General features: G+C 47.1%; 2 protein-coding genes. Both read left to right on the top strand.

Annotation, left to right across the window (positions count from 1 at the left end):
• Nucleotides 1–90: 90 nt before the first annotated feature.
• Entirely contained in the window at nt 91–1,569 is a 1,479-nt protein-coding gene (locus JGK36_RS33710; protein WP_293199393.1) for an NAD(P)/FAD-dependent oxidoreductase, read from the top strand.
• Nucleotides 1,570–1,912: 343 nt separating this feature from the next.
• Nucleotides 1,913–2,203: a hypothetical protein gene (locus JGK36_RS33705; protein WP_293199391.1), complete on the top strand. Its 291-nt coding sequence runs from the start codon at nt 1,913–1,915 to the stop codon at nt 2,201–2,203.
• Nucleotides 2,204–2,252: the final 49 nt, after the last annotated feature.

Genomic DNA, 2,252 nt, shown 5'->3' with positions numbered 1-2,252 from the left:
TGAAATTACGTTGTTTTCTTGAGTCCGCGGAGGCGGACATCGTTTGTATAGGAGCGGTTTCAACCGCCGTCTTATCTGACAAATTTATTTATGCTTGATTATGATTTAGTGATTATTGGTGGAACTGCGGCCGGACGTTATGCTGCTTTGACTGCAACTAATTTCCCGGCTCGCGTTGCTTTGGTGGAACCGCTCAGTAATTCTCAAGATTTGCCGGCGGGGGGGAAAGAGTCGATCGCCCTGGGTTTGAAATACAGCCAAACTTTGAGAGAGGCTGCTCGTTTTGCTCACCAGATGAGCCACCCACAGTTCGGACTTCGCCCAGATCTGGCTAATTCCGAAATGCCGATCGCATTGCAGTTTAACGGGGTTAAGAAGTGGGCTGACGGCGTTGTTTCTAATTTGTCAGAAATTGACGATCTCGCCGTTTTAGCTGCTCGCGGGGTTGATATTATTTTTGGTAACAGCGAGTTTGTTGCCAAACCGAATTTGGCTTTGATTGCGGGCGATCGGAAATTGCGATCGCGCTGTTATTTGCTAGCTTGTCCAACTCTACCTGCAATTCCCAATATTGAAGGACTTTCGTCTGTCGGCTTTTTCACTTCCGAAACAGTTGGGGAATTAGCAAAACTGCCAAAGTTGCCGAAAAGTTTGGCTGTAATCGGTGCAGATCCCAGCGGTGTTGAAGTGGCTCAGACTTTTTCTCGGCTGGGCGTTGCTGTGACTTTGGTGGTGAAAAGTTCCCAGATTTTGGCTAAAGAAGACCGCGAGGCTGCTGGTTTGGTGCAAGCTGGAATGGAAGCTGAAGGAGTGCGGATTCTGACTGCGACTGAGGTGACTCAAGCTAGGGTGATTGACGGTAAAAAGTGGATTCAAGCTGGGGCAAGGGCGATCGAAGCTGAGGAGATTTTTCTCGCCGCTGGCCGCGGACACAATTTTGCATGGTTAAATCTGGAAGCTGCTAGGGTTAAATTTAGCGATCGCGGGTTGATTTTAAATGAAAAGCTGCAAACAACTAATTCTCGAATTTACGCTTGTGGCGATGTTGCTGGCGGTTATTCGTTCCCTCACATCGCCAATTGCGAAGCTGCGGTTGCTGTGAAAAATGCTTTGTTTTTGCCGATGTATCAAATAGATTATCGCGGGATTCCTTGGGCGATTTTTTCCGATCCGCAGTTGGCGAGGGTTGGCTTGACAGAAGCGCAAGCAAGGCGCCGTTTTGGAGACGATTTGATTGTGGCTAGGGAATATTTCAAGAATGTTGAAAGAGCTCAAATGTCCGGGGAGACAACGGGTTTTTGTAAGATTGTCGGGCGGCGTGACGGGGAGATTTTGGGAGCGACTATTGTCGGCCCGCAAGCTGCGGAGTTGATTCATGCGATCGCCTTTGCTGTGCGTCACGGAATGAAGGTTGAGGCGATCGCCGAACTTCCTTATATTTGGTCGAGTTTTTCGGCAATTAACGGTCAAACTGCTGCTATTTGGGAGTCGCAGCGTCTCCGCAGCAATACTTTTATGCAGAATTTGTGGGAGAATTTGTTTCACTGGCGCAGGTATTGGAAAAGATAGTTTTTTTTGATTGGGCATCGGGCATTGGGCATTGGGCATCGGCCTACCCAGGGCATTGGGCATTGGAAATCGGCTTTCCCAGAGCATTGGGCCGGGTAGTCAGAAACCGGGTTTTTTGGGAGAATACTTTGTTATGGCGTGCAGATTGGGAAAAAAACCCGGTTTCTTTGGTTTTGATGCGTCACAAGTGTTTCTGAATGATTAAACCGCAGAGGCCGCAGAGAGCGCAGAGGAAGAGAAGACAGAACAGCCCTTGATTTAGTGGCCAATTATGAATATGATAACCAATATCAAAACTTGAAATACAGTCGAGACACACTACTAACTACCTGAGGTCGGATTCATGGATTGCAAAACTGCTACTTTAGTTTACGAAACCGGAAATCCTCTGGAAAACATTCGCAAGATGTTTCCAGAAGCTTGGCAATTTTTGACAGCTCAGTCTGCGGCTTTTGTGGCTGGTAAAGATGATGCTTTTGATGCGGAGATTAAAAAGTCGATCGGCAAAACGCCCTTTCAGTTCAGAATTACTCACCGCGACGATACTGAACAATTGACAAAAGATATATCTGAACTGTTGGGCGATATAGCGGTTCTCGGAAAGATGAGGTATCATGTTACTGACACTAACTGATGAGGGTCAAACAGAGAAGACACGATCGAATGAGCTATAATTACATGGT

Source organism: Microcoleus sp. PH2017_35_SFW_U_B, assembly GCF_020737865.1.
GTDB lineage: Bacteria > Cyanobacteriota > Cyanobacteriia > Cyanobacteriales > Microcoleaceae > Microcoleus.
The sequence above is the reverse complement of the archived record's forward strand: the minus strand, read 5'-3'. Positions and strand labels throughout refer to the sequence as shown.

Bases quoted from the DNA above. Each gene is read 5' to 3' on its own strand.
- JGK36_RS33705 (WP_293199391.1), top strand. From the start codon at position 1,913: ATGGATTGCAAAACTGCTACTTTAGTTTACGAAACCGGAAATCCTCTG.
- JGK36_RS33710 (WP_293199393.1), top strand. From the start codon at position 91: ATGCTTGATTATGATTTAGTGATTATTGGTGGAACTGCGGCCGGACGT.